This window comes from Elizabethkingia miricola, from assembly GCF_001675285.1.
GTDB classification, from domain to species: Bacteria; Bacteroidota; Bacteroidia; order Flavobacteriales; family Weeksellaceae; genus Elizabethkingia; species Elizabethkingia miricola.
In genome coordinates this window covers 112486-139125 of record NZ_LSGQ01000033.1, presented here as the reverse complement: position 1 = coordinate 139125, position 26640 = coordinate 112486, and the positions used below count along the sequence as shown (strand labels likewise).

At 37.8% G+C, this 26640-nt stretch carries 25 protein-coding genes and 1 riboswitch; of the genes, 15 read left to right on the top strand and 10 right to left on the bottom strand.

Annotation, left to right across the window (positions count from 1 at the left end):
* Positions 1-48: 48 nt before the first annotated feature.
* Together porX and ATE49_RS19800 are read right to left on the bottom strand one after the other, a co-directional pair.
* The gene (gene porX / locus ATE49_RS19805; RefSeq protein WP_034869801.1) at positions 49-1593 is read right to left on the bottom strand and encodes a T9SS response regulator signal transducer PorX; all 1545 of its coding nucleotides are present in this window, start codon (positions 1591-1593) and stop codon (positions 49-51) included.
* Between the two features lie 20 nt (positions 1594-1613).
* Complete coding sequence (locus tag ATE49_RS19800; protein WP_065083511.1) at positions 1614-2054, bottom strand: DUF1572 family protein; 441 nt, start codon at positions 2052-2054, stop codon at positions 1614-1616.
* Positions 2055-2195: 141 nt separating this feature from the next.
* On the opposite strand from ATE49_RS19800, the gene ATE49_RS19795 reads away from it, so the two are divergent.
* The 8 genes from ATE49_RS19795 to ATE49_RS19760 all read left to right on the top strand — a co-directional run bounded on the left by ATE49_RS19795 (position 2196) and on the right by ATE49_RS19760 (position 10105).
* The gene (locus ATE49_RS19795) at positions 2196-3437 is read left to right on the top strand and encodes an HD domain-containing protein (protein ID WP_059345330.1); all 1242 of its coding nucleotides are present in this window, start codon (positions 2196-2198) and stop codon (positions 3435-3437) included.
* 32 nt (positions 3438-3469) lie between these two features.
* A complete protein-coding gene (gene lpxD, locus ATE49_RS19790) occupies positions 3470-4507 on the top strand; it encodes a UDP-3-O-(3-hydroxymyristoyl)glucosamine N-acyltransferase (RefSeq protein WP_059154952.1) in 1038 nt (345 codons plus the stop codon).
* Positions 4500-5897: a bifunctional UDP-3-O-[3-hydroxymyristoyl] N-acetylglucosamine deacetylase/3-hydroxyacyl-ACP dehydratase gene (locus ATE49_RS19785; RefSeq protein WP_034869797.1), complete on the top strand. Its 1398-nt coding sequence runs from the start codon at positions 4500-4502 to the stop codon at positions 5895-5897. The genes lpxD and ATE49_RS19785 overlap by 8 nt, the downstream gene beginning before the upstream one ends.
* Before the next feature lie 7 nt (positions 5898-5904).
* Positions 5905-6696 (top strand): acyl-ACP--UDP-N-acetylglucosamine O-acyltransferase, encoded by a 792-nt coding sequence (gene lpxA / locus ATE49_RS19780; RefSeq protein ID WP_065083510.1) that lies wholly within the window; start codon positions 5905-5907, stop codon positions 6694-6696.
* A 33-nt stretch (positions 6697-6729) separates the two neighbouring features.
* On the top strand, positions 6730-7293 hold the full coding sequence (efp, locus tag ATE49_RS19775; RefSeq protein ID WP_059324818.1) for an elongation factor P: 564 nt from the start codon (positions 6730-6732) through the stop codon (positions 7291-7293).
* A gap of 168 nt (positions 7294-7461) precedes the next feature.
* Positions 7462-8361, top strand: a complete 900-nt coding sequence (locus ATE49_RS19770) for a UDP-3-O-(3-hydroxymyristoyl)glucosamine N-acyltransferase (RefSeq protein ID WP_024565811.1) — start codon at positions 7462-7464, stop codon at positions 8359-8361.
* A 50-nt stretch (positions 8362-8411) separates the two neighbouring features.
* Positions 8412-9287 (top strand): succinate--CoA ligase subunit alpha, encoded by an 876-nt coding sequence (gene sucD, locus ATE49_RS19765; RefSeq protein ID WP_034869792.1) that lies wholly within the window; start codon positions 8412-8414, stop codon positions 9285-9287.
* A gap of 149 nt (positions 9288-9436) precedes the next feature.
* Positions 9437-10105, top strand: coding sequence for a porin family protein (locus ATE49_RS19760; RefSeq protein ID WP_065083509.1), 669 nt, complete (start codon positions 9437-9439; stop codon positions 10103-10105).
* Positions 10106-10204: 99 nt separating this feature from the next.
* Here the strand turns inward: ATE49_RS19760 and ATE49_RS19755 are convergent, their stop codons facing one another.
* The 6 genes from ATE49_RS19755 to ATE49_RS19730 form a co-directional block, all read right to left on the bottom strand.
* Positions 10205-11494 carry an ABC transporter permease gene (locus ATE49_RS19755; RefSeq protein ID WP_065083508.1) on the bottom strand — a complete coding sequence of 430 codons (1290 nt, stop codon included), beginning with the start codon at positions 11492-11494 and terminating at the stop codon, positions 10205-10207.
* A gap of 24 nt (positions 11495-11518) precedes the next feature.
* Positions 11519-12421, bottom strand: a complete 903-nt coding sequence (locus tag ATE49_RS19750; protein ID WP_059154956.1) for an ABC transporter ATP-binding protein — start codon at positions 12419-12421, stop codon at positions 11519-11521.
* A gap of 178 nt (positions 12422-12599) precedes the next feature.
* The gene (locus ATE49_RS19745; protein ID WP_059154957.1) at positions 12600-13601 is read right to left on the bottom strand and encodes an isoaspartyl peptidase/L-asparaginase family protein; all 1002 of its coding nucleotides are present in this window, start codon (positions 13599-13601) and stop codon (positions 12600-12602) included.
* Positions 13602-13841: 240 nt separating this feature from the next.
* A complete protein-coding gene (locus ATE49_RS19740) occupies positions 13842-14306 on the bottom strand; it encodes a MarR family winged helix-turn-helix transcriptional regulator (RefSeq protein WP_065083507.1) in 465 nt (154 codons plus the stop codon).
* The gene (locus ATE49_RS19735; RefSeq protein WP_065083506.1) at positions 14296-14721 is read right to left on the bottom strand and encodes an EVE domain-containing protein; all 426 of its coding nucleotides are present in this window, start codon (positions 14719-14721) and stop codon (positions 14296-14298) included. The genes ATE49_RS19740 and ATE49_RS19735 overlap by 11 nt, the downstream gene beginning before the upstream one ends.
* Positions 14718-15137, bottom strand: a complete 420-nt coding sequence (locus tag ATE49_RS19730) for an SRPBCC family protein (RefSeq protein ID WP_065083505.1) — start codon at positions 15135-15137, stop codon at positions 14718-14720. Before ATE49_RS19730 ends, ATE49_RS19735 begins: the two co-directional genes overlap by 4 nt.
* A gap of 308 nt (positions 15138-15445) precedes the next feature.
* Positions 15446-15543, top strand: a riboswitch (TPP riboswitch).
* 60 nt (positions 15544-15603) lie between these two features.
* On the opposite strand from ATE49_RS19730, the gene thiS reads away from it, so the two are divergent.
* The 7 genes from thiS to ATE49_RS19695 all read left to right on the top strand — a co-directional run bounded on the left by thiS (position 15604) and on the right by ATE49_RS19695 (position 21992).
* The gene (gene thiS, locus ATE49_RS19725; protein WP_059154958.1) at positions 15604-15810 is read left to right on the top strand and encodes a sulfur carrier protein ThiS; all 207 of its coding nucleotides are present in this window, start codon (positions 15604-15606) and stop codon (positions 15808-15810) included.
* A gap of 30 nt (positions 15811-15840) precedes the next feature.
* Complete coding sequence (gene thiC / locus ATE49_RS19720; RefSeq protein WP_065083504.1) at positions 15841-17649, top strand: phosphomethylpyrimidine synthase ThiC; 1809 nt, start codon at positions 15841-15843, stop codon at positions 17647-17649.
* Positions 17646-18260, top strand: a complete 615-nt coding sequence (locus tag ATE49_RS19715; RefSeq protein ID WP_065083503.1) for a thiamine phosphate synthase — start codon at positions 17646-17648, stop codon at positions 18258-18260. Before thiC ends, ATE49_RS19715 begins: the two co-directional genes overlap by 4 nt.
* Entirely contained in the window at positions 18250-18870 is a 621-nt protein-coding gene (thiE, locus tag ATE49_RS19710; protein ID WP_065083502.1) for a thiamine phosphate synthase, read from the top strand. The genes ATE49_RS19715 and thiE overlap by 11 nt, the downstream gene beginning before the upstream one ends.
* Positions 18863-19627: a thiazole synthase gene (locus tag ATE49_RS19705; protein ID WP_065083501.1), complete on the top strand. Its 765-nt coding sequence runs from the start codon at positions 18863-18865 to the stop codon at positions 19625-19627. The genes thiE and ATE49_RS19705 overlap by 8 nt, the downstream gene beginning before the upstream one ends.
* A 192-nt stretch (positions 19628-19819) precedes the next feature.
* Positions 19820-20935 carry a 2-iminoacetate synthase ThiH gene (gene thiH, locus ATE49_RS19700; protein ID WP_065083500.1) on the top strand — a complete coding sequence of 372 codons (1116 nt, stop codon included), beginning with the start codon at positions 19820-19822 and terminating at the stop codon, positions 20933-20935.
* 334 nt (positions 20936-21269) lie between these two features.
* Positions 21270-21992 carry a HesA/MoeB/ThiF family protein gene (locus tag ATE49_RS19695; protein WP_065083534.1) on the top strand — a complete coding sequence of 241 codons (723 nt, stop codon included), beginning with the start codon at positions 21270-21272 and terminating at the stop codon, positions 21990-21992.
* Positions 21993-22124: 132 nt separating this feature from the next.
* On the opposite strand, the gene ATE49_RS19690 is transcribed toward ATE49_RS19695, so the two are convergent.
* Positions 22125-23396, bottom strand: coding sequence for a TolC family protein (locus ATE49_RS19690; protein WP_260256208.1), 1272 nt, complete (start codon positions 23394-23396; stop codon positions 22125-22127).
* An 88-nt stretch (positions 23397-23484) separates the two neighbouring features.
* On the bottom strand, positions 23485-26589 hold the full coding sequence (locus ATE49_RS19685) for an efflux RND transporter permease subunit (RefSeq protein WP_065083498.1): 3105 nt from the start codon (positions 26587-26589) through the stop codon (positions 23485-23487).
* Positions 26590-26640: the final 51 nt, after the last annotated feature.

Below are 26640 nucleotides of genomic sequence, written 5' to 3'. Positions count from 1 at the left end.
AAAGGCGTTTGTTTACAGTATGTTTCGGTATTTTAAATTTTGTCTTGTTTATTTCGGTTCCAAAATAGCAATCGGAATAATTACTTCTTCCAGAGAAATTCCACCATGCTGATAGGTATCCCTGTAATAGTTGACAAAATGGTTGTAATTCTTAGGATATGCTAAGAAAGTATTGTTCTTGGCAAAAATATATTTGGAGCTAAGATTTCCTTTTGGCAAGAATAGTTTCTCAGGGAAATCTATTGCCCATACATCTTTGTCCTCGTATGTTAAGCTTTTTCCGGTTTTGTAACGGATGTTGGTGGATGTCTCACGGTCACCAATTACTTTACTTGGTTTTTTTACGTAAATAGTACCATGATCTGTTGTAATTACCAGTTTAAACTTGTTTTCCGCAGCAAGTCGGATAATCTTCATCAGAGAAGAATTCTCGAACCAATGCTCGGTTAGCGAGCGGAAAGTTTTATCATCACGAATAAGCTGGTCAACGATAACATTGTCAGTTTTAGCATGAGAAAGAATATCGATGAAGTTGTAAACAATCACTAAAAGGTCATTGTTTTTATGCTGATTAAAGTCTTCGTAGATTTTTCTCTCAAAGTCAGCATTTAATATTTTTAGGTACTTCAGGTGTTTGCCGGATAATCCTAAACGCTTCATCTGATCTTCCAGGAAGTCTCTCTCATGTTCATTTTTATTTCCTTCCTCATTATCATTGAACCAGTATTCAGGGAATCTTTTTTCTATTTCTGAAGGAAGCAGCCCCGCAAAGAACGAATTTCTTGCATACTGTGTTGCAGTCGGTAGGATACTGAAATAATAATCTTCCGATGTCTTATTATAAAAACGGGTAAACAAAGGCTCTATAACTTTCCATTGGTCATAACGTAGGTTATCTATCATCAGAAGAAGTACTTTGTCCTTCTCTATCTCTGGTTTTACTTTTTCTTTAAACAGAGTATGCGACATTAATGGCTTTTCGTTAGAGTTTAGCCAGTCTGCATAGTTGTTCTCAATAAATTTAGCGAATTGAATATTTGCTTCCTCCTTTTGACTAAGTAAAAGGTCTGAAAATTCATTGTTCAGGACTTTATCGAATTTTATCTCCCAGTTCAGAATTTTCTTATAATATTCCGCCCAATCCTGAAAGCTGTTCAGGTAAGAAAGCTCCATACTAAGATTTCTGAATTCCTGCTGGTATTCCAATATGGTCTTTTGTTCCACAAGATCTTCGCTCTGAAGATTCTTTTTTAATGACAGCAAAATCTGATTGGGATTTACCGGTTTTAGGATATAGTCCGAAATCTGAGAACCAATAGCCTGCTCCATCAGGTGCTCTTCCTCGCTTTTGGTAACCATTACAATTTTGATAGTGGAGTCTATATTTTTAATCATCGGGATTGCTTCCAATCCTGAAATTCCCGGCATATTCTCATCGATAAGTACCAGCTGATATTTTTCTTTTTCCAGAATTTCCAGCGCCTCATTTACATTATTTACCGGAGTCAGCGCATAGCCTTTAGCCTCCAGAAATACCATATGAGGTTTTAGTAAATCGATTTCATCATCTACCCATAATATCTTTCCTGACATAATTTCTTTTTATTTCTTTTTTATTCTAATAATCTTCTGTGATAGTTAATCTGCCCAAGGTGGTAGCCGAGGTGTGCTGTAAGATGAGTAAAGAAAAACTCGGTACTCATTTTATCTTCGAAAACAACAAGTGGATATTCTTTTTTCAGATCATCTTCATTAAGGTTGTTCAGCGTACTCTCTATTACCAGAATGGTATTGTCTATCATTTCTGTTAGTTGAGTTCTTGGGACATTCTTCAGAGAAAATTCAGCCTCTCTGTTTCTTATATAACCTGTTTTACCAGTAATGGCGCCGATAAAATGGTTGAGGTTTCCTATAAGGTGCAGACACAAATTACCCGCAGAGTTGCTGATATGCTTTGATATTTTCCAGATATTTTCTTCTGACTGATAAGATTCGATCTCAGTTTTCAGCTTCAGAAGATCTCTTTTGAAAAGTATTTGTAATGTCTCAATCATCATAACTTTTTTATGCTCTTCAAAAATACGACCAAAAGTTCTTAATTAATAGCTAAAATGACAATTGATTGCGTTAAAAACCGTTAACTCTGTATGGAATTGACTACATTTGTATAGCTTTTTGATGCTAAAAATTTCTGAATGGTTAATAAACTGAAAATCGTTAATGATCCGGTACACGGATTTATAAAAATCCCTTACGAAATACTTTTTGATGTTATTGAACATCCGTATTTTCAGAGGTTACGCAGAATTTCACAGACGGGATTACTTTCTTTGGTTTATCCGGGTGCTATGCATACCAGGTTTCACCATGCACTGGGAGCAACACATGTGATGTTTACAGCTCTGGAAACCTTGAAGATGAAAGGGACAGAGATCTCTCAGGAAGAAGAAAAAGCAGCTTTACTGGCTATACTTTTGCATGATGTAGGGCACGGCCCTTATTCTCACGCATTGGAATCTGTACTGATGAATGATTGCCACCACGAGCGTTTATCTATTCTTTTAATGGAAAAGCTTAATGAGCATTTTAATGGCCAGCTTGATTTGGCAATACAGATGTTTCAGGGAAAATACCATCGTAAATTTTTCAATCAATTAGTTTCTTCTCAACTGGATGTGGATCGTCTGGATTATCTGAAACGGGATAGTTTTTATACAGGTGTTACAGAAGGTAATGTAAATACCCAGAGGATTATCTCTATGATGAATGTACATCAGGATGAACTGGTTATTGACGCAAAAGGGATTTATTCTATAGAGAATTTCTTAACAGCCAGAATGTTTATGTACTGGCAGGTTTATTTCCATAAGACATCTGCAGTTGCAGAGCACTTACTTATAAAAGTACTGAAAAGAGCAAAAGAATTGGCTGCACAGGGTGAGGATCTTATTGCTACAGAAAATCTGAGCTATTTCCTGAAGAAAAATAAATTTGATAAAATGACTGAGGAGGATCTCAGACGCTTTACCGAGATGGACGATTCAGACATTATGTTTGGGCTTAAAAACTGGCAGAACCATTCGGATCTTGTATTGAGCCATTTATGTAAATCCATTACTCAAAGACATTTTCCTAAAAATATTATTTCGGAAAAAGCATTTAACAAAGAAACTGTGGACAAAATTATCCAAAAGACCAATGAGTTCTACGGGATAGACAATGCAGAATGGCTGGTGGATCAAATCGAAAGAACTTTGCTGCCATATGATACGAACAAGCAACCTATTTTTCTGAAAAGTAAATCCGAAGATGTTTTTGCTTTAGATAAGTCCGAAAATCAGATATTAACCCAGCATTTAAAGACGTCCAGCACTAAATATATCTTATCTTTTCCAAGAGAAGTTTTACCTGTTGTAATTCAGGATCTGAAAAGATAAAATTATTCACTTTTTTAGTATCTTTGCAAACTATGGAATTTACTGCAGAGCAAATTGCAAACCTAGTTAAAGGTAAAGTTATAGGGGATCCTGAGACAAAAGTGTCCGGATTTTCTCAGATCGAGGAGGGTAGGAAAGGTAATCTTTCTTTCCTTGCGAATGCTAAGTATTTACCCCTGATGGATAATACTGAGGCCTCGGTCGTTATTATTTCGGAAAATCTAATAGATAAAGATAAAAAATATCCGTCTGCCCTGATTGCTGTGGAAGATGGATATTTAGCTTTTCAGGTATTGATGAATCTGTATCAGGATTTACAGTCAAAAAAGACAGGGATAGAGCAACCTGCTTTTGTCAGTGAATCTGCTAAAATAATGGATGACGTCTATATCGGAGCATTTACCTATATTTCTCATAAATCTGTTATTGGTGAAGGTTCACAAATCTATCCGCAAGTTTACATTGGTAAAAATGTGAAAATTGGTAAAAACTGTCAGATTGATAGTGGTGCCAGAATTTACGATGACTGTGTAATAGGGGACAATTGTGTGATCCATTCCAATACTGTAATCGGTGGAGACGGATTCGGTTTCCAACCTACAGCAGATGGATTCAAGAAGATTCCACAATTAGGAAATGTAATTATTGAAGACAATGTAGAAATAGGCGCTGGCTGTACTATAGACAGAGCTACGATTGGTTCAACAATTATAGGTAAAGGAACTAAACTGGATAACCTTATTCAGATTGCCCATAACGTAAAATTAGGGGAGAACAATGTAATTGCGGCTCAGGCAGGAATTGCAGGCTCAACAACTATCGGACACTGGAACATGATTGGTGGCCAGACAGGGATTGTAGGGCATATTAATATCGGGAACCAGGTGAAAATCCAGGCGCAAAGTGGAGTTAACAGCAGCGTTAGCGATCACGAGGTACTTTACGGATCACCTGCAATTTCAGCAACTGACTTCAGAAGAAGTTATGTTCATTTCCGTAATTTCCCGGATATCGTACAAAGAATTAATAATTTAGAAAACATAAACTCAAAAGATAGCACTAATGAGTGATAAGCAAAAGACTTTAAAAGAAGAAGTAACCCTTTCAGGAATTGGGCTTCATACTGGTAAGAATGTAATCATGACACTGAAACCTGCAAAAGAAAATACAGGTTTTGTGTTTGTACGTACTGATCTGGAAGGACACCCTACAGTAGAAGCAGATGTTAACTATGTTACCAGTACAGAAAGAGGTACTTCCCTTGAAAAGAAAGGAGTAAGTATTCATACTTCAGAGCACGTTTTAGCGGCATTGGTAGGTATGGATCTTGATAATGTTATTATCGAACTGGATAGTTCAGAACCTCCTATTTTAGATGGGTCATCCAAATATTTTATCGAAGCCATTGAATCTGTTGGCGTAGAAGAACAGGAACTACAGAGAGATTACCTTGTTATTAAAGAGGTATTGAATTATGTAGACCCGGCTTCAGGTTCAGAGATTACAATAATCCCTGCAGACAACTACGAAATTACCTGTATGGTAGACTTCGGGACTAAAGTTTTGGGAACTCAGAATGCAAGTCTGAAACATATTTCTGAATTTAAAGATGAAATTTCCAGCGCAAGAACATTCAGTTTCTTACACGAATTGGAAATGCTTTTAGATCACGGATTAATTAAAGGTGGAGATATCAGCAATGCTATTGTATATGTTGATAAAGAATTGACACCTGAAACTATAGAAAAATTAAAATTTGCTTTTGGTAAGGAAGATGTTTCTATCAGACCAAACGGTATATTAGATAATGTTACTCTTAAATATCCAAACGAAGCCGCACGTCACAAATTGCTAGATGTTATTGGTGACCTTGCTTTAGTAGGTGTTAAAATAAAAGGTAAAGTTATCGCTAACAAACCAGGGCACTTTGTAAATACACAATTTGCTAAAAAATTAAACAGACAATATAAATTGCAGAAAAAGAAAAATGTGCCGGATTTTGATTTGAAGGCAGATCCTGTTTATGATATAAACGGGATTATGAGACTTCTTCCTCACCGTCCGCCATTCTTATTAGTAGATAAAATCTTAGAATTATCTGACAGCCACGTGGTAGGGTTGAAAAATGTTACCATGAACGAACCTTTCTTTGTAGGACATTTTCCTAAAGAACCAGTAATGCCGGGTGTATTACAGGTAGAAGCTTTAGCACAGGTAGGAGGTATTTTAGTATTGGCTAACGTACCAGATCCGGAAAATTACTCTACATATTTCATCAAAATGGATAATGTAAAGTTCAAAAGAAAAATTGTTCCGGGAGATACCGTTATTTTCAAGATTGAATTAATGGAACCTATCAGAAGAGGAATTGTTCATATGCAGGGATATGGCTATGTAGGAGATACTGTAGCTATTGAAGCAGAACTAATGGCACAGGTAGCAAAAAATAAAACCGAATAAGTAAGTGATGATACATCAATTAGCCGCTGTAGATAAAAGAGCAAAAATAGGAAGTCAGGTTATTGTAGAACCTTTCACAACCATCGCAGGAGATGTGGAAATCGGATCAGGAACGTGGATCGGACCAAATGTAACCATTATGGACGGAGCACGTATCGGGAATAATTGTAAAATTTACCCCGGAACTGTAATAGCTGCTGCTCCTCAGGATCTTAAATATGAAGGTGAAGATACACAGGTAATTATCGGAGATAATACCACTATCAGAGAAAATGTAACGGTTAACAAAGGAACAAAAGCACTAGGATATACCAAGCTTGGTAGCAACTGTCTTATTATGGCTAATGTACATATCGCACATGACTGTATCATTGGAGATCATGTAGTATTAGTATACGGAAGTGGTATTGCCGGTCACGTAGAAATCGATGATTATGCTTTTATCGGCGGACTTAGTGCGGTACATCAGTTCTCCAGAATCGGAAAACATGTAATGGTTTCCGGAGGTACTTTGGTAAGAAAAGATATCCCGCCTTATATAAAAGTGGCTAGAGAGCCTATTTCATATGCTGGTATTAACTCTATCGGTTTAAGAAGAAGAGGTTTTACTAACGAGAAAATCTACGAAATCCAGTCTATCTACCGCGCTATTTTCCAAATGAAGAAAAACGCTACTCAGGCAATAGAATATATTGAAAAAGAGCTTCTTTCTACTGCGGAGAGAGATGAGATTATTACTTTTATCCAGAACTCACCAAGAGGTATTGTAAAAGGATACGGTAATTCTTCAAAAGATTAGAATAAAGAAACAAAAAAAATATAAAAATACTCAATGGCAACAACTTCAGACATTAAAAAAGGTCTTTGTATTGAATTTAGCAATGATATCTATAAGGTAATTGAATTCCTTCACGTAAAGCCAGGAAAAGGTCCTGCTTTCGTAAGAACAAAGCTGAAAAGTGTAACCAACGGAAAAGTGTTAGATAATACATTTTCTGCAGGACACAAGATCGAAGAGGTTAAAGTAATTACCAGAAAATTTCAGTACCTTTATGACGATGAAAATGGCTTCCATTTCATGAACAATGATGACTTCTCTCAGATCTATATCAACAAAGAAATGATTGAAAATGCGCAGTTTATGAAAGCAGGTGAGGAGGTTACAATCGTTTTAAAAGAAGCAGATGAGTCTCCGTTATCAGCGGAAATTCCACCAACTGTAACTTTAGAAGTTATTGAAGCTGATCCAGGTGTAAAAGGAAATACAGCGACTAACGCATTGAAAAATGCAATCGTTGAGACAGGTGCAAGAGTACTGGTTCCTTTATTTATCGAACCGGGAGAAAAAATCAGAATCAATACTGAAGACGGTAGCTACATCGAAAGAATTAAATAAGATGGCACTTTGATAGAATGTAGCTGTTGATTACAATTGAACAACTGCATCTTATCAGATCTTAAAAAAAATATACGAATGAAACGAAACTTATAATGAGTTTTTCCAAACAGGTAATATCATTATAAGTTCCGTTCCGTCCGGCAACAAAAAATAAAAGATAAACGGATGAAATTTAAAAAAGCTCAGAATCTGAAAACAATTGCCGATCTTATCGGGGCACGCTATGTTGGTGATGCTGAATTTCAGGTTTTAGGCACTAATGAAATACATCGTGTTACAGCCGGAGATATTGTCTTTGTCAATCATCCAAAATATTATGACAAAGCTTTAAATTCAGCTGCTACTATTGTTCTTATAGATCAGGAAGTAGAATGCCCGGAAGGAAAAGCACTTCTTATTTCTGAGGATCCGTTCCGCGATTTCAACTTAATCAATACTCACTTTACCAGAACTCAGGACTTCAAAGAAGAAAGACATAATCTTGAAGTTGGAGATGCTACTATTATTCACTCTTCTGTAGTAATCGGAAATGATGTGAAAATAGGGGATAACTGTATGATCCATCCCAATGTGGTTATTGGTGACAGAACAGTTATTGGTAATAATGTGATTATCCAGTCCGGAACTGTTTTGGGAGGTGATGCTTTTTATTACCGTAAAACAGCTAATGGTTTCGAAAAACTTCAATCCGTTGGACATGTTGTTTTGGAGGACGATGTAGAGATTGGTGTTAACTGTACTTTAGACAGAGGTGTTACTGATGTTACACTAATCAGAAAATCTACTAAAATAGATAATCAGGTACAGATAGGACACGATACTATTATTGGTGAACGTTGTCTTATTGCATCACAGGTAGGTATTGCCGGATGTTGTAATATAGGGAACGAGGTTACATTATGGGGACAGGTAGGTGTTGCATCTTCTGTAACTATTGAAGATAAAACAGTTGTTCTGGCAACTTCAGGTGTTTCTAAAGACCTGAAAACCGGTACATATTTCGGTGCCCCTGCTGAGCCTGCAAAAGAGTTCTATAAAAAAGCGGTGAAGCTGAGCAGGCTTTAATTAAATTTCAAAAATCTAATAAAAAATATTAATTTTACAAAAAATCAACAATGTCAGTATTAGTAAACAAAGATTCGAAAGTAATCGTACAAGGATTTACCGGTAATGAAGGTACTTTCCATGCAGGTCAAATGATAGAATACGGAACAAATGTAGTAGGTGGTGTAACTCCAGGAAAAGGTGGTTCTGAGCACTTAGGAAAGCCTGTATTCAACACTGTTGCAGAAGCTGTAGAAAAAGCAGGAGCTAACGTAAGTATTATCTTCGTACCACCGGCATTTGCTGCTGATGCAGTAATGGAAGCTGCTGATGCAGGTATCAAAGTAATCGTTTGTATTACTGAAGGTATTCCTGTAGCTGACATGGTAAAAGTTAAGGACTATATTCAGGATAAAGATTGCCGTTTAATCGGTCCAAACTGTCCTGGTATCATTACTTCTGACGAGGCTAAAATTGGTATTATGCCAGGTTTCGTTTTCAAGAAAGGTAAAGTAGGTATCGTATCTAAGTCAGGTACTTTAACATATGAAGCAGCTGATCAGGTTGTAAGAGCTGGATTCGGAGTTTCTACAGCTATCGGTATTGGTGGTGACCCAATCATTGGTACTACTACTAAAGAAGCTTTAGAATTATTCATCAATGACCCAGAAACTGAAGCTGTAGTTATGATCGGTGAGATCGGTGGTCAGCTAGAAGGTGATGCTGCTAAATGGTACAAAGCTTCTGGTTCTACTAAACCAGTTGTAGGTTTCATCGCAGGTCAGACAGCTCCTAAAGGAAGAACAATGGGGCACGCAGGTGCTATCGTAGGTGGTGATGATGATACGGCTCAGGCTAAAATGAAGATTATGGCAGAATGCGGAATCAACGTTGTAGCTTCTCCTGCTGATATCGGTGCTACTGTAGCAAAAGTTTTAAACAAATAATTGTTTGCTAAAAACATAAATAAAATCCCGAATTTTCGGGATTTTTTTATGTCCTATAGGCAATGTAGTATAAATGTGATAGTCAAAGAGCCTATGTAGTGAAAGTTTTCATTATATTTGCCATATAAAATTAAAAAAACAGAAATTTTATGAAGAAATTACTTTTTACTTCTGCATTAGCATTATCTACGCTTTCGTTTGCCCAGATTGACTTCAACAATACCAGATTTGGGGTTACTGCCGGGTTTAACCGTTCAGGAGTGAGCAATGCACACAGGCCTTCCGGACCAAGATATACTTTCCAGGCAGGTGGATTAGCTTTAATCCCAATAGGAACTGCTAACCAGTTTTTCTTACAGCCAGAAGTACTATATTATGGTGCTGGTGAAACAGGAAAGGATAGCGATTTTAAGAACGGAGATCGTAATGCTAATGGTTACAATGCAGTATATGCAAATAACTACATCAGTGTTCCGGTATATTTCAAAGCTTATTTCTCTGAAGCACCATCTGAGTTTTTTGCAATGGCAGGTCCTAGATTTAACTTCCTGGTAAACCAGAACGTTAAAAATGTTCCTCAGGGAAGAGAATATTATGATCCTAATTATAGCGGGACTAGCAGTTTTAACGGTAAAGCAGCAAGTTTTAACTTTGGGATAGGATTAGGACTTGGTTACAGCCTTAAAAGAGAATGGGAATTCACAATTAAGTATGACTTAGGACTTACCAACACTTACAAAGGTTTAGTAAACGAACTAAGCTCTAAGAGTAAGTCTGAACAAGTAGCGAGCATTGGTGTTAGCTATATCTTCAAATAAGACAAATAACATTAAGACATAAAAAAATCCCGGTCATCCGGGATTTTTTATTTTATAAATCTGTCTGTTGAATTTTAATATTTCTAACTTCATAATTAGTTAGCTTCTGATCCATTTCCAAAGCTCTTTTACCGAAGCTTTGTTACCATACATCAGAATACCCACACGGTAGATTTTCCCAGCTACAAAGATCATAAACAGAGCTGATGCGGCAAGTAATGCCATGGAAAGTAATAATTGCCACATAGGTACACCAAATGGTATTCTGGCAATCATAGCAACTGGTGATGTTAACGGAATTATAGACAGCCAGAAAGCTAAAGGACCTTCAGGATTATTCATAATGCTAAAGCTGCCATATAAGCTCAGCATTAGTGGTAAAATAGCAAATAAGGTAAACTGCTGGGTTTCTGTTTCATTGTCTACAGCAGAGCCTACAGCAGCATAAATAGAGCTGTAGAATATATATCCTAAAAGAAAATAGAATATAAATACACCGATAATGGTCACGTAATCCATACCCAATAGGCTGTGTGATACCATCGTAAAAATCTCCTGAATATTTCCTAGCTTATCCATTGGACCGGCTGCTGCGACCGAGTATTTTTGATTGAAAAATACAGCAGCACTTACCGTCATAGCGATCCATATAATAAACTGTGTAAGGGCTACCAAGGTTACCCCCAGAATTTTTCCCATCATCAGTTCAAAAGGTTTTACAGAAGAAATAATAATCTCTACTACACGGTTGTTTTTTTCTTCCAATACACTGCGCATTACCCGGACACCATACATAATGATAAACATAAATGTAGCATACATCAGGATGCCTGCTAATGCAGATTTTACGCCAAAAAGAAATGCATCATCATCTTGCTTTTTCTCCTTTAGGTTTTCTGTATTCAGTGTAAAATTCTGGTTCAGATTCAGGATTTGTGATTCTTTTATACCCAGTTGTTGTATTTTAAGCTTTCTTATTTCATCAGAAATAGCGGAAGAAATTTCTTTACGGGAATCAAAGCCAATCTGTTTATTTGTGTACAGTTTTGTTTGTGATTCCAGTTTACTGTAATTGTTATCTTCCAGTTTTGGAATAACCAAGAGCCCATCTATAGCTTCTGTTTCTGTTAATGTTCCTTTTATTGTGCCGGCACTTTTTTCAGAGACATATTGGTAGGTAATATCACCTGAATTTTTCATTTTAGAAAAACTCTGACTGTTATCTACTACTGCGATGTTATAATGGGTTTTGTTCGCTTTGAACATATAAGTAATGACAGCACCAAATAACAAAAGTAGGATAGGTGCCATTAGCGTAAGGACAACAAAAGATTTTTTCTTTACCTGGGTAAGATATTCTCTTTTGGTAATAAGTATAATATTTTTCATAAGTTCAGTCGTTGGGTTCGAGATTTACTTTACAGCATTAATGAATACTTCATTCATACTTGGGATTTTCTCTTCGAAAACTCTCACCTTACCAGTTTTTAACAGCTCTTCAAGCAGGATATTAGAATTGCTTTCATTTCTAATCTGGAAACTAATAAGCCCGTTTTCCTGGATAATATTATCCGGTGTATATCTGGTCTTAAAGTTTTCAAAGTTGTCTGGCTGCAGGTCTGTCAATACTACATTAAACAGGTTTTGTTTAAACTGCTCGCGGACATCGAATACCTTTCCGTCCAGTATTTTATTCGACTGGTTAATCAGCGCTACATAATCACACATTTCTTCTACTGATTCCATTCGGTGTGTAGATAGAATAATTGTTGTGCCCTGTTCTTTCAGTTGAAGAATTTTATCTTTAATCAGGTTGGCATTTACAGGGTCGAATCCTGAGAAAGGTTCATCCAGAATTAACAATTTAGGCTGATGTAGAACGGTTACCACAAATTGTATTTTCTGAGCCATTCCTTTAGACAGTTCAGACAATTTTTTCTTCCACCACTGGTCTATATTTAGCTGCTCAAACCAGTATTTAGCTTGTGTAATGGCATCGTGCTTGGACATACCTTTCAGTTCTCCAAAATAAGTAAGCTGATCTCCGATGGTCATGTTTTTATACAAACCACGCTCTTCAGGCATGTATCCAATTTTTTGAATATGCTCAGGGCTTAATTTTTGGCCATCAATAAAAATTTCTCCGCTATCCGGTTGGGTAATCTGGTTGATAATACGGATAAATGATGTTTTTCCGGCACCGTTAGGACCCAGAAGACCGTAAATACTTCCTTTTGGAACCTCAATACTGAAGTTGTTGAGTGCTACCTTTTTACCTGCATTATAGGTTTTGGTAACATTTATAGCTTTTAGCATTATTATTTTTTCTTGTTAGTCTTTCTTTTCAGAATTTGTTACAGAGATCAGATCTCATTTTAACCACATAGATACATAGGTTTAAGATAGTCTGCCTGGGCAGAACAGAGCTATTAAAAGTTATAATATTGGGCTCTGTGTAAAAAATTTAACCTTATGTTTAATGATTATGTGGTTTTTACTTGTAGATATATACCTCTATTTCACCTTTATCGGTTACTGTTCCGCGGTACATCCCCTCGGTATTAAATGGCATTGCTACATTTCCGTCCTTATCCAGCGCGATAAGGCCTCCATTGCCACCTAGTTTTCCGATTTCATCGATACTTTCCTGTGTTGCTTCAGTAACAGGTTTATGAAGATATTTCATGCGGTCTGCCGCTGTTTTGGAAGCTACTGTACGGATGAAAAACTCTCCCCATCCTGTTCCGGAAATTCCCACCTGTTCATTGGCATAGGTTCCAGCACCAATAATAGGTGAATCACCAATTCGCCCGTATTTTTTGTTGGTCATACCGCCTGTAGAAGTTCCGGCAGCAATATTACCGTTTTTGTCCAGTGCTACAGCACCAACAGTACCAAATTTATGGTCAACAATAAAATAGTCAGGATATTGCTCTTTACTGTTCTGGCTTGTTTTCTTAGCAGTTTCCATAGCCTTTACTTTTTGCAGGCTGTTCCAAGCCTTTTCAGTCCAGAAATATTTAGGATCTACAATTTCCAGTTTCTGTTCCTTTGCAAATTTCTCCGCTCCGGGGCCGGCCATCATAACATGTTCCGATTTATCCATAACAGCTCTTGCTGCCAGAATTGGATTTTTTATAGTGGTAACACCAGCAACAGCACCTGCTTTCTGATCTTTTCCATTCATAATGGATGCATCCAGTTCATTTCTTCCTTCATTAGTGAAGACAGCGCCCTTTCCGGCATTGAACAAAGGAGAATCCTCCATAACCATAATCGCTGAAGAGACAGCGTCTAAAGAAGATTTACCGTTTTTGATCTCGGCATATCCTTTTTGAAGTGCTTCTGTAAGTTTTTCGCGATATTCTTTTTCTTTTTCAGGAGAAAGATTGGCTTTGGTTATTGTTCCGGCACCTCCGTGGATCACCATTACATACTTTTTCTGGGCAAATGTTAGTGTCCCAAAGACTAATAAAGGAAATATAAACTTCTTCATTATGTAATAAATAACTCCAAATTTACATGAAATTTTCTATTTCTAAAATAATAGCAGGGAGTAATTAATGACGAACTGAATAAAGAATTTCAATGTCAGATGAATTAAAAATTATACAAAGTATCTCATTCAACACTATGACACAAACACTGTTTACATTTCTTAACCCGTGGTGCATTTAGAAAAAGAAAGGAATCAGTTAATTATTAGATAATTACCTAAATGCACCAGGGACTGTATCTATATATTATTTTTATTTCCCAACAATGCTATTAATTTGCTGTTAAAATCATGGGCTTTTCCATCAAGCATTCCAAAGAATTGTCGGTCAAAATTTTCAACCACCACAATAGCCTGTTTTATATTTTTTAGTCCTGCATCCGTTAGCTCAACCGTTTTAGCTCTGGTATCTGTTTTATGCTCCGTTCGTCTGATAAATCCTTTTGTCTGCAAAGTCCTTAATACAGTAGATGTAGTCATCGGATCTATTTGGGTGTGATTGGAAAGTAAAATCTGTGTTACATCCTTTTTTTGTAATGAAAGCCAATGCGCACTTGCGAGTAATACAAATTGGGCATGCGTTAATTCATATTTTTCCAATGCCTTCTTTATTTCCCGCTGCCACAGATTGGTTACCTGCCATAGTAGAAAGCCTGTACTGTCTTCGGATCTTTCGAAGCTAAATGTATTATCTTTATTTTTCATTCATAATCATTTTCGAAGCGATTAAATTATAATCTTTTTTATTGATTTCAAAAAATCCATAGCGAAAAGGATAGCCCCACATTTTTTTATTCTCAATAAAATCAAGTTCAGCAATTAATGGCACAATCGAGTATTCTTTACATTCATAAAATCTTATATTCCTTCTGAATGGAATAAAATTTTCAGACATCTGAAATTGATAAATTTCATCATCAATCACTTGTCCAATTGCAGTAAACTTTTGACACTTCTCATTTCCATCTAATGTGATTTTAGAAGAATAAATAAGAATCATATCTCCTTTACTCATTCGTTTTAATGGAGCTTTTTTACCGTGACAAACCTGAATAAAATTTCCATTTACACCACGCATAGCATGTTCTTTTGATATAGAAGCTATCCAAAATCGCATCATAATTTCTTAGCATTTTTTATTTGGTTAGCAATATCGTCTACCAAATTATCGACAATGTCTTTTGCAACCAATCTTACCCATACAAAGCTTAGCAGTCCTTTTACAGTCATAGTTACAGTTATTTTCAGTCCGTCACTTGTTTCCTCATAAAGATGTTCACCATACATCTTTGCTAAGGGAAATTCTGTCAGATCAGTAAATTTCTTATAAGGCTCAATTTCAACAAGTTTTATCTTTACTTTTGGCCCACCTTTAGGTTTTAATGTAAATAAGCTTCCCACTTTGAAGTCTCCTAATAGTTTTGAATCCTCCACTGAGCTATCCCAATTTTTCCAATTATCAATGTCAGTTGTTAATTTCCAGATTTGCTCTTTTGTTACCTCTTTTGTAATTATTGAATACGATTTTCTCCACATAGTATATATTTTTAAAATACAAATATAATAATTGCACTTATAATAAGTAAAGATTATTATTTTTTTGAACGTAAAACATCTAGAGTGCTAATTATTAGATAAATACCTGAAATTAATAATCTAACAGCCAATGTTTTTATGTATTGATTTTTGAAAATCTATGATTTTTCCTGTGCTTAAAACGCTGTATATATTATAATAATTGATGCTCTTGTGTATATAAATTTTTCGATCTAGATATTTAAACATCTTTAGGCTGAAGAATTTCAGAGATTATACACAACCTGTCGGTTTTTTTCTATCTTTGTAATCGACTTTAGGGGTGTCTGCAAACTTGCAGGCTGAGATTTTACCCTTTGAACCTGATCCGGGTCATACTGGCGTAGGGAAAAGTAAAATGTCTTCATTGGTGCTTTCTGCACTTTTGTGGCCATTCCTGAAGTTATATATCTAAAAATTATCAGGAATGGAACTAACAATTAATCACGAGAAAAGAAATTACGAGCATCTGCCTTCCACACTGGAAATATTGATGCAACTGGAAGCTCCCGGAAAATCTAAAGGTATTGCTGTGGCTGTTAACAGTCTTGTTATTCCTAAGGCCGACTGGGGTAATACTATTCTTCGGGACAAAGATTCTGTTCTTATCATTACCGCTACACAAGGAGGTTAATACTAAGTAAACAATAAAAAGACAGAAAATATGAAGACAATCACCCAAACATCATTACCCAATTCTAAGAAAGTATACATAGATGGTCAGCTTTTCCCGATTAAAGTGGCGATGCGTGAGATTACATTGAGTCCGACGAAATTGAGTTCGGGAGGTATAGAAGTGAATCCCCCGGTTACGGTATATGATACCTCAGGACCTTATACCGATGATCAGGCAGTTATAGACGTTCGTAAAGGATTACCCAGAATTCGTGAACAATGGATACTGGACAGAGGAGATATAGAAGTGTTGGAAGGAATAACTTCTGAATACGGAAAGCAAAGACTTGCAGATGCTAAGCTGGATGATCTGAGATTTGAGTATAGCCATAAACCAATGGTTGCCAAAGAAGGAATGAATGTAAGCCAACTGTATTATGCAAAGAAAGGCATCATTACTCCTGAAATGGAATATGTGGCCATACGTGAAAATCAGAAAATTGAGCAGTTAGAAACCTCTACCAAAGGAATGGCTGCGCAACACCGTGGTGACAGCTTTGGAGCCAATACACCTAAAGGAAAGATTACCCCGGAATTTGTACGCAGTGAAATCGCAGCCGGTAGAGCAATTATACCGAATAATATCAATCATCCTGAAAGCGAACCCATGATTATCGGCCGTAATTTCCTGGTGAAAATTAATGCCAATATCGGTAACAGTGCTGTGACTTCCAATATCGAAGAGGAGGTAGAAAAAGCCGTATGGGCTTGTCGTTGGGGTGCAGATACGATTATGGATTTGTCTACCGGAAAAAATATTCACGAAACACGAGAATGGATTATTAGGAACTCTCCGGTTCCCATTGGTACAGTACCTATTTATCAGGCATTGGAGAAAGTAAAAGGTGTTGCAGAAAATCTTACATGGGAAATTTTCAGAGATACGCTGATAGAACAAGCAGAGCAGGGTGTATCGTATTTTACCATTCATGCAGGTGTATTGTTGCGTTATATTCATCTTACTGCCAGTCGTGTTACAGGGATTGTTTCGCGTGGCGGATCTATTATGGCTAAATGGTGTCTGTTTCACCATCAGGAAAACTTCCTGTACACGCACTTCGAAGAGATCTGCGAAATTATGAAGCGTTATGATGTTGCTTTTTCTTTGGGCGACGGATTGCGACCGGGTTCTATTGCCGATGCCAATGATGCAGCACAGTTTGCTGAGCTGGAAACATTGGGAGAGCTCACCAAGATTGCTTGGAAACACGATGTACAGGTAATGATAGAAGGACCTGGGCATGTACCGATGCACATGATTAAAGAAAACATGGAGAAGCAGCTTGAAGAATGTGATGAAGCGCCTTTCTATACATTGGGGCCACTGACAACGGATATTGCACCGGGATATGATCATATTACTTCCGCTATTGGTGCTGCTATGATTGGCTGGTATGGCTGTGCAATGCTTTGTTATGTTACCCCAAAAGAACATTTAGGCTTACCGAATAAAAAAGATGTAAAAGACGGTGTAATTACCTATAAACTTGCAGCGCATGCAGCAGATCTTGCGAAAGGACATCCGGGAGCGCAGTATCGGGATAATGCATTGAGTAAAGCCCGATTCGAATTCCGTTGGGAAGACCAGTTCAACCTTTCTTTAGATCCGGATACAGCAAGGGAATTTCATGATGAAACACTACCTGCAGATGGAGCCAAGGTAGCCCATTTCTGTTCCATGTGCGGCCCTAAATTCTGTTCCATGAAGATTACCCAGGAGATCAGAGATGCTGCTGAACAGGGTATGAATGAAAAATCAAAAGAGTTTATCGAAGCAGGTAAAGAAATCTATTTATGATTATTGTACTCTCCCCGGAGCGAGAAGCAATGCAAGAAGCCTATTGGATCAATGAACTGCTAGCCAGCGGACTCAATTGTTTTCATATCCGGAAATACTGGCTGTCTGATGAAGCCATGCATGGTTATGTGAGTCAAATTGACGAAGATTACAGAAATCGGCTGGTCTTGCATTCTCACTATAATCTTGCAGAAGAATTTGGAGTTGTAAGATTACATTTCAGGGAAGAAAGCAGATTAAATAAAGAGTATGTAAACTTTCAGGGAAAGTATATTTTGTCGACTTCCACTCATTCTATCGAAGAATTTAATACACTGGGTAATGAGTGGACATATGCTTTCTTATCACCTGTATTTCCAAGTATCTCCAAACAAGGTTATGGAGCAGAACACAATATTCTGGCTGATCTGAAACGAAGAACCAATAAAAATGTACAGTTGATAGGACTGGGGGGAATAGATGAAAATAATATAGATATAGTATTAAAATCAGGAGCAAACGGAATAGCTATGCTTGGAAATATCTGGCAAAGTTCAAATCCGCTCCGGGCATTTTTGAATTGTAAAAACAAATTTTTAAATCAATTACAGAATCAAAATTATGTTGAGTAAACTGCAATATATATCACAGGGTGTAAATGCCGAAGAACAGGAAAGGAATATTCTAAAAGCTTTGTTGAACGGGGCAGACTGGATTCAGGTACGTTGGAAAGATTCGGATGCGGAAGCATTGCAGGAACTTTGTATGAAAGTACAAAAGCACTGTAGAGAATTTGGTGCTCAGTGCATTATCAATGACCATGTGAGTATAGCCAAAGCAATTGATGCAGATGGTGTACATCTGGGATTAACAGATACCACGGTAATGGAAGCCAGAAGTATTCTGGGAGATCATAAAATTATTGGCGGGACGGCTAATACTATTGAGGATATCAGGCAGCGTATCGACGAAAACTGTGATTATATAGGTTTAGGTCCTTTTCGATTTACCTCTACAAAAGAAAAACTAAGTCCAATTCTCGGTCTGGAAGGTTATAAAAATATTTTTAAACATTTCCAGGAACAGCAAATCAGTTTGCCACCAATCTTTGCTATCGGCGGTATTCAGGTAGAGGATATCGGCGCTTTAAAAGATATTGGTCTATATGGCATCGCTGTATCCGGACTAATTGCTAAAAAACCTGAATTGGTTTCAACCATTAAAACAATATTCAATGAATAACTTACAAATAGCAGACAGAATTTATACATCCAGATTATTTCTGGGAACAGGAAAGTTTGGGAATATGTCCCAAATGACAGAAGCTGTAAAAGCTTCAGAATCCGAATTGGTAACAATGGCACTAAAACGCATAGACCATCAGTCGGATTCCGATGATCTATTAACTGCTTTACAATTGCCGGATGTCCATCTTCTGCCTAATACATCCGGAGCGAGAAACGCAAAGGAGGCGGTGCTTGCAGCACAGCTGGCAAGAGAAGCTTTGGAAACAAACTGGCTGAAACTGGAAATACATCCGGATCCCCGTTACTTGTTACCCGATCCTATAGAAACCTTAAAAGCTACTGAAGAACTGGCTAAATTAGGTTTTATCGTTATGCCTTATATACATGCTGATCCGGTGTTGTGCAAAAGATTGGAAAATGCCGGAACTGCCGTGGTTATGCCTTTAGGCGCACCCATAGGAAGTAATAAAGGTTTGAGAACACTGGATTTTCTGGAGATTATTATTGAGCAGAGCAATGTACCCGTAGTAGTAGATGCCGGAATTGGTGCCCCGTCGGACGCGGCAAAAGCGATGGAAATGGGAGCAGATGCAGTTCTGGTAAACACTGCAATAGCAGTGGCAGGAGATCCTGTACAAATGGCGATAGCATTTAAAGAAGCAGTTATAGCCGGAAGAAGAGGTTATGAAGCTCAGCTGGGAGCTGTGCATTCCGGAGCAGTAGCATCCAGCCCGTTAACGTCATTTTTATAGGAATGGCTTTTGACTTATTATATGATAAATCAAAACTCTAAGGCGTGAAAAGCGACAAAGGATTTAGAAAATAATTTTTTACCATATAGAGACATGGTTTTTAAGAGGCGGATAGAGGTATCTCTGATACTAACATAGTGTATATGTGAAAGTTTACTTTCCAATATTAAATGAATTATAAAAAACGAATACATGAAAACATTTAAAAATACATTTCTGCAATATGACTGGGAGGGTATAAAAAATAAAATTTATACAGCGACAACACAGCAGGTGGAAAATGTATTGAATAAGAGAAGGAGAACTGTTGAAGATTTTATGGTATTGCTTTCTCCGGCAGCAGCTCCCTATCTGGAAATTATGGCTAAAATGGCACAAAGCCTTACGCAGAAGAGATTTGGTAAGGTTATACAAATGTATGCTCCCTTATATCTGAGTAATGAATGTCAGAACATCTGTACTTACTGTGGTTTTAGTCTGGATAATAAAATCAGACGCAAAACACTGTCCGACACGGAAATTATCATAGAAGCGATGGCGCTGAAAACAATGGGTATAAACCATGTCCTGCTGGTGAGTGGTGAGGCCAATAAAACAGTAGGAATAGAATATTTTCTAAATGCCATTAAATTGCTTCGGCCTTACTTTGCCAATATTTCTATTGAGGTTCAGCCTTTATCACAAGAAGAATACCAGTTATTGCATGATGCCGGTGTACATTCGGTATTGGTATATCAGGAAACTTATCATCAGGCTGTTTACAAAGAATATCATCCTAAAGGAAAGAAATCTAATTTCGATTTCAGACTCGATACACCCGACAGAATAGGAGAGGCAGGACTGCATAAAATAGGACTGGGAGTTTTACTCGGACTTGAAGACTGGCGGGTAGATAGTTTCTTTAATGCCCTGCATATAGATTATCTCCAGAAACAATACTGGCAGACTAAGTTTTCGGTTTCATTTCCGCGGTTAAGACCCGCAGAAGGAATTATTGAACCTAATTTTATTATGAGTGACAGGGATTTGTTACAGCTTATCTGTGCCTACCGGATTTGGAATGAAGATCTGGAAATCTCGGTCTCTACCAGAGAGAATGAAAATTTTAGAAATCATGTGATTCCGCTGGGAGTAACAACGATGAGTGCCGCTTCTAAAACCAATCCTGGAGGTTATGCTGTGGATCCGCAGTCTCTGGAGCAGTTTGAAACCAGTGATGAAAGAAGCATGGAGGAAGTGAAAAACATAATCCGCAACTCAGGCTATGATCCCGTAATGAAAGACTGGGATAAAGTTTTTTTAATATGAAGTTAGAATTTAGAAGTACGAAATATCCGTTAACTGATAATGATAAAAACCAGATTTATCGCAAGGACACGAAAGACATTAGGTATTGTATTATTTGCATTTGTCACTCTGAGCTTGTTGAAGAGTATTAATAGTGTTTTTATGTTGTAAAGTTTTTTTTAACCACATAGATACATAGTTTTCTTGTATTAGAAGTAGGTATCTTCGATACTAACATAGAGTACGTAGCTTATGTGTAAAAATTTATTTTCCTATGTTTTTATGTGGTTTTATTAAACCTTAAAAATCAATTGTGGTTGATATTGATGTATCTCATAATTATTACAATTATTATATGAAAGAAGATTCTATAACGAATGAAGAATTTAGCCGGTATAGCCGTCAGATTTTTATTGAGGAAATCGGTGTTGCCGGACAGCGGAAAATAAAAAATGCCAAAGTATTGATAATAGGTGCCGGAGGTTTAGGAAGTCCGGTTATTCAGTATCTGGCGGCGGCGGGAGTCGGCACTATTGGAATTGCGGATTTTGACAGGGTGGAACTGCATAATCTGAACCGACAGGTAGTTCATACCGAATCCAATATAGGAAAGCTAAAGACTGAAAGTGCAGCAGCTTTTGTTTCAGCTTTTAATTCTTCGGTTAAGTTTCTTACTATAAATGAAAAAATAGAACCTGAAAATATACAGTCGATTTTTCAGGATTATGATCTGATTGTAGATGGATCCGATAATTTTACCACCCGGTATCTGGTGAATGATGTCTGTGTAGCACTCAGTAAAACTTTGGTTTACGGAAGTATTTTTGGATTCGAAGGACAGATAGCGGTATTCAATTATAAAGGCAGTAAAAATCTACGGAATCTTTTTCCGGAGCCACCAAATCAGGATGATGTCCCCAATTGTGATAAAAATGGAGTTCTGGGACCATTACCCGGAATTGTAGGAACCATGATGGCGATGCAGGCTTTAAAGATTATTACAGATCTTCCGGTAATCACCAATCAGCTAACCATTGTAGATACCCTGAACTGGAATTTTACGAAGATTGGATTTTGAGTACAGTTATAGTATTTTAGACCTTGTCAAGGTTAATGATTATTGCTTTACTAATCTTGACAAGGTTACTTCAAGCAAAATGCTCCTGTGAATAAACAACAGGAGCATTTCTATATAATTAAGTAAAGTGATTTAGAAAGAGATATCCCAGATACCGGTTTTACGCTCTAGATCTATCAGGGCTGTAGCATTGTCTGCCAATGCCTGATAGTAATCTTTTCTTACGTCATTATAGGTTCTTTGAGCATTTAATACCTCCAGAATCGAGCTTTCGCCTCTTTTGTAGCTGTAGATAATACCATCCAGAATATTTTTAGCTTCTGTAAGCATGCCATTGTGGAACTGTTTAACCTGTTTCTGTGTTGCTATATACTGCTGATAAGCCTGCATTACTTCTGCACGGATACCTTGCTCAACTTGCTGGTACTCAAGCTGAGACTGGGAATGTGCCATTTCAGCAATCTTCAGCCCTGCATTCCGGTTATTAGAAAATTTCAACGGAATACTCACACCTAATTTTACAGCATTTACAGCAGGAGAAGGAGCAATCTCATTGGTTGCAGTTGTATTATGTGAAACCCCGGCAGTAAGGCCTAAATCTATTTTACGGTTAGCTCTTTCCAGATTGATCTGGCTTTTAGCAACCTGAGTGTTCTGCTTTGCAGCTAACAAATCTGCTCTTTCATTTAATGCCTGCGTCAGAAGATCTTCAATTCCAAAATCACGGTTAAAGGCATTAAAATCGCCATCAACATCTCTTCCGGTAAGTTTGTTATCACTCAGAAATACAGATAAAGCAGTTATAGCCTGTTGTTCTGCACTCTCCGCCTGATAAACACTATTTAGCAAAGAAGCAGCCTCTAGTTTACTCTGTTTGGAAGTGACCAAAGATATGGTACCTAAACGGTATCTGATGCTGTCGGATTTGGACAGTTGTAGCATATTTTTATAGGAATCCTGCTGAACATCCAGCAGAGCCTTGGATTTTAATGCTTCCACATAACCTAAGCTGGCATCTGCACGGAGATTCCTGAAGAAATCCAGCAGTAAGATTCTGCTAAGTTCCGACTGATTTCTCGCAAGATCTACACGAGCTCTTCTTTTTCCGCCGAGTTCCAAAGTCCAACCTAATGAACCGCCATAGGTATAACCCATATTTTTGGAAACTCCATTATTGGAACCTTCCATATCCAATTGTGGATCGGGGAACATATTAGCTGTCTGAATAGAAGCTTCAGCCATGCTTACATTATACTTCTGTGCCGCATAAGTAAGGTTTTTCTTCCCTACCATGCTCAGGTATTCGTCAAAGCTTAAAAGCTCTTTCTGTTGTGCTTTTGCTATACCGCTCATTCCAAGGAATGTGATAGCTGAAATTATGATGGTATGAATATTCAATTTCATCTGTTTCTTTTTTGATTCAACGCTTTGCGATTTATTGAACGGGGCAGATGTAATGTCGAAGATTGTTGTAATCTTAGACATTTGGCTTTTATTGTGGTGCTTCATCGGACTTCAAATTTTGCTTTTTTCCAAAACGGCGTTCAGCCATGTAGTAAATTGCCGGTAACACAAATAATGTCAGAATCGTAGAGAACATCAGTCCATAAACAATTACAGTAGCCAATGGTCGTTGTACATCCGATCCGATTCCTGTGGCCATAGATGCCGGGAATAATCCGATTACCGCAACGGTAGCTGTCATTAATACTGGTCTGAAACGGTCCCGTGCTCCTTTAATCACGGATTCTTTCAGTTCATGTCCTTTCTTTCGTAGATCGTTGATATGTGAGATCATAATAACACCGTTCTGAATAGCTACCCCAAATAAGGCAATGAAACCTACAGCGGACGATACATTGAGTGACATTCCGCGGATATTAAGTGCCAACATACCGCCGAATAAGGCCAGTGGAACAATAGACATAAGAACCAATGCCTGTTTGAAATCTCCGAAGGCACCATATAATAACAGGAACATAATAGCCAATGCCAGCGGAACAATGAATGCTAACCTTGAATAAGCTCTGTTTTGGTTCTCAAACTGGCCACCCCACTTAATATGATATTTTTCGTGGTCGTACTTAATATCCTTTTCGATTTTAGCCTGTGCCTCTTTCAGGAAGGAAGAAAGGTCACGGCCTCTAAGGTTCAGTTTTACCGTTAGGTGGCGTTTGTTCATCTCTCGTGTAATAGTACTTTCTCCGGTACTCAATTTTACTTCAGCAACCTGAGACAAAGGAATTTTAGCTCCTGAAGCCGAGGTTAGCATCAGATTACCGATTTTATCCGGAGTATCACGGCTGTCCTCGGTATAACGACATGAAATATCATATACTTTATTGCCGATGAATATTTGGGATATAGCCTTTCCACCTAATGCTACTTCAATAAGATCTGCTACATCCGATACGTTTAGTCCGTATTGGGCAATTTTATCACGGTCTGCAATAATCTGCAGCTGAGGTAAAGGCGGTTCCTGGTCGATTGCTAAATCGGCAGAACCCGGTGTCTTGTCCAAAGTGGATAATACATTTTCAGCAATTCTTCTGGTTTCTTTAAAATCATCACCATAAACTTTTACAACAAGTTCACTGTGTGCACCGGATATTTTGTCCATTACACCATCTATCATCGGTTGAGAGAAACCAACGGTAAAGCCTGGCATATCTTTATAATCTTTTGCTAGTTCCTGAATAAGATCAGCTTTAGTTTTTCCCTTAGGCCATTCTTTATAAGGTTTTATTCCTACAGAAACTTCGAAGTGAGAAGCTGTCCATGGATCGGTACCATCGTCATTTCGTCCCGCCTGAACCATCATATAAGTAATTTCGGGATGTTTCAGCGTTCTGGCACGCAGAGTATCGCTCATTTCTTTTGCTTTTGCTAAAGATATCCCCGGAGGTAATTGTACTTGCAGCCAAATGGAACCTTCATCCAATTCCGGAAGGAAGTCTTTTCCAACCGTATAGGATAATACTCCGGCAGTTGCCAGAACAATGCTGACCGGTAAGATAACCTTTTTAGGAGCCTGCATAATTTTTTCAATTCTCTTTCCGTAGGCAGTACTTATTTTTTCCAGCCATTTATTATGGTAAAGCTTTTGTGGTTTCCGGTAGATAACATAAGCCAGCCCCGGAATAAGAAGAAGAGCTACTGCTAATGCACCAAAAAGTGCATAACCTACTGTAAATGCCATTGGTGTAAATAGTTTTTTCTCTACTCTTTCAAATGCGAATAGCGGCAAATAAGCGGTGATAATAATGATTGTTGAGAAGAAAATAGGCTTGGCAACTTCTATTACTCTTTTAGTAATGCTCTTCTCTTCCAGTTCTTCATCCGGATCATCTTCTCTTTTCTTCAGAATGGTTTCCAGCATTACGATGGCGCCGTCTACAATAATACCGAAATCTATAGCTCCCAACGAAAGAAGGTTAGCCGGAATATTGGTGAAGTGCATTAAAATAAATGCAAATAATAATGAAAGCGGAATTGTAATCGCAACGAGTAAGGCCCCTCTCCAGCTTCCAAGGAATATGATAAGTACAATAATTACGAGTACAATTCCTTCAGTTAAAGTATGAGATACAGTATTAAGTGTGGTTTTTACCAAATCTGTTCTGTCTAGGAAAGGGTGTATTCTCACTCCTGGCGGAAGGGTTTCATTGTTCAGTTCGTCAACGGCCTGATGAACACCTTCCAATACCTGCGAAGGATTCTGACCTCTTAGTAAAAGTACAATACCCTCCACACTCTCGGAATAGTTGCGTTTTTTATCGCTATATCCCAGAATTCCTTTTCTTTCAAGGTTGCCATATTTCAGAGTTCCCACATCGTTCAGGAAAACAGGAACACCATTTTCTGTTTTTACAACAATCTTTCCAAGATCATTCAGGTCTTTTACCAGACCAATACCCCGGATAACATAAGAGAGGTCACCACGTGGAAGCATACTTCCGCCGGCACTTACATTGTTTTTGGAAATCGTTTCAGTCACTTCGGAAAGAGACAATCCGTATTGTTCGAGTTTGTGAGGATCCAGTTCTATCTGAAACTGTGTTGTAATTCCGCCAAAGTTCGTTACATCTGCGATTCCGGAAACCTGTTTGATCCGCGGAATAATAACAAAGTTTTGGAGGTCTGTAAGTTCGCGCAGACTATGATTATTGCTTTCAATAATGTATCTGTAAACTTCCCCGATAGGAGAGGTGAGCGGATCGAGTCCCGGTTGGGCTCCGTAAGGAAGATTGACTTCGGATAGTCGTTCCTGGATTCGCTGTCTTGCCCAGTAATCGTCCACACCGTCTTCGAAAACTATAGTGATAATGGAAAGTCCGAAAGTACTTTTACTTCGCATAACGTGCATTCCGGGAAGTCCGTTCAGAGATCTTTCCAAAGGGATGGTAATTTGTTGTTCTACCTCTTCAGCAGCCAGCCCCGGAACCTGTGTTACAACCTGAGAGGTAACATCAGCGATATCAGGGTAAGCTTCTACAGATAGTTTGGTCCAGGAGTAATATCCGAAGAATCCCAGTAAAAGGAAGAGTGCCAGCATCAGCCATCTCTTCTGTATAGAGAGTGTCAGTAATTGTTTCATGTTTTTAATTTTTGTACCTGATCCTGCAGGACCTTAAATTGACTATTCACC

Coding starts and splice junctions, on each gene's coding strand:
- ATE49_RS19745 (WP_059154957.1), bottom strand. CDS start 13,601: ATGAAGAAGTTTATATTTCCTTTATTAGTCTTTGGGACACTAACATTT.
- ATE49_RS19695 (WP_065083534.1), top strand. CDS start 21,270: ATGAAAGAAGATTCTATAACGAATGAAGAATTTAGCCGGTATAGCCGT.
- ATE49_RS19785 (WP_034869797.1), top strand. CDS start 4,500: ATGAGTGATAAGCAAAAGACTTTAAAAGAAGAAGTAACCCTTTCAGGA.
- efp (WP_059324818.1), top strand. CDS start 6,730: ATGGCAACAACTTCAGACATTAAAAAAGGTCTTTGTATTGAATTTAGC.
- ATE49_RS19800 (WP_065083511.1), bottom strand. CDS start 2,054: ATGATTGAGACATTACAAATACTTTTCAAAAGAGATCTTCTGAAGCTG.
- ATE49_RS19690 (WP_260256208.1), bottom strand. CDS start 23,396: ATGAAATTGAATATTCATACCATCATAATTTCAGCTATCACATTCCTT.
- ATE49_RS19750 (WP_059154956.1), bottom strand. CDS start 12,421: ATGCTAAAAGCTATAAATGTTACCAAAACCTATAATGCAGGTAAAAAG.
- thiH (WP_065083500.1), top strand. CDS start 19,820: ATGAAAACATTTAAAAATACATTTCTGCAATATGACTGGGAGGGTATA.
- ATE49_RS19755 (WP_065083508.1), bottom strand. CDS start 11,494: ATGAAAAATATTATACTTATTACCAAAAGAGAATATCTTACCCAGGTA.
- ATE49_RS19740 (WP_065083507.1), bottom strand. CDS start 14,306: ATGAAAAATAAAGATAATACATTTAGCTTCGAAAGATCCGAAGACAGT.
- ATE49_RS19685 (WP_065083498.1), bottom strand. CDS start 26,589: ATGAAACAATTACTGACACTCTCTATACAGAAGAGATGGCTGATGCTG.
- ATE49_RS19735 (WP_065083506.1), bottom strand. CDS start 14,721: ATGATGCGATTTTGGATAGCTTCTATATCAAAAGAACATGCTATGCGT.
- thiC (WP_065083504.1), top strand. CDS start 15,841: ATGAAGACAATCACCCAAACATCATTACCCAATTCTAAGAAAGTATAC.
- ATE49_RS19730 (WP_065083505.1), bottom strand. CDS start 15,137: ATGTGGAGAAAATCGTATTCAATAATTACAAAAGAGGTAACAAAAGAG.
- ATE49_RS19705 (WP_065083501.1), top strand. CDS start 18,863: ATGAATAACTTACAAATAGCAGACAGAATTTATACATCCAGATTATTT.
- porX (WP_034869801.1), bottom strand. CDS start 1,593: ATGTCAGGAAAGATATTATGGGTAGATGATGAAATCGATTTACTAAAA.
- sucD (WP_034869792.1), top strand. CDS start 8,412: ATGTCAGTATTAGTAAACAAAGATTCGAAAGTAATCGTACAAGGATTT.
- lpxA (WP_065083510.1), top strand. CDS start 5,905: ATGATACATCAATTAGCCGCTGTAGATAAAAGAGCAAAAATAGGAAGT.
- lpxD (WP_059154952.1), top strand. CDS start 3,470: ATGGAATTTACTGCAGAGCAAATTGCAAACCTAGTTAAAGGTAAAGTT.
- ATE49_RS19715 (WP_065083503.1), top strand. CDS start 17,646: ATGATTATTGTACTCTCCCCGGAGCGAGAAGCAATGCAAGAAGCCTAT.
- ATE49_RS19760 (WP_065083509.1), top strand. CDS start 9,437: ATGAAGAAATTACTTTTTACTTCTGCATTAGCATTATCTACGCTTTCG.
- thiS (WP_059154958.1), top strand. CDS start 15,604: ATGGAACTAACAATTAATCACGAGAAAAGAAATTACGAGCATCTGCCT.
- ATE49_RS19770 (WP_024565811.1), top strand. CDS start 7,462: ATGAAATTTAAAAAAGCTCAGAATCTGAAAACAATTGCCGATCTTATC.
- ATE49_RS19795 (WP_059345330.1), top strand. CDS start 2,196: ATGGTTAATAAACTGAAAATCGTTAATGATCCGGTACACGGATTTATA.
- thiE (WP_065083502.1), top strand. CDS start 18,250: ATGTTGAGTAAACTGCAATATATATCACAGGGTGTAAATGCCGAAGAA.